This window comes from Herbaspirillum lusitanum P6-12, from assembly GCF_000256565.1.
GTDB lineage: Bacteria > Pseudomonadota > Gammaproteobacteria > Burkholderiales > Burkholderiaceae_D > Herbaspirillum > Herbaspirillum lusitanum.
The window spans coordinates 1-232 of sequence record NZ_AJHH01000161.1; the positions used below are offsets into that span (position 1 = coordinate 1).

At 65.1% G+C, this 232-nt stretch carries 1 pseudogene; it reads left to right on the plus strand.

Annotated elements, in window-relative coordinates:
- A pseudogene (locus HLUSI_RS27145) lies at positions 1–232 on the plus strand (acid phosphatase); the annotation flags it as partial.

The following is a 232-nucleotide window of genomic DNA, read 5'->3' on the forward strand; positions in this document are numbered from 1 at the left end:
CCGAGCACGCCGAAATCGGTGCTCGGCGGCGCACCCAAATACGCCAATGACGGCACGCTGACTCCGGCCGACGACAAGGGCATGTATTACGCCGTCAACACCATGCAGCCGGCTTACCAGCCGAGCAATGTCGCCGCACCCGCAAGCGACGCCGCCAAGCTCTATGCCGATCCGGACAGCGCCTCGACGCTGCCGCCGCAAACGCAGAAAAACATCGGCGACCTGCTGAGCG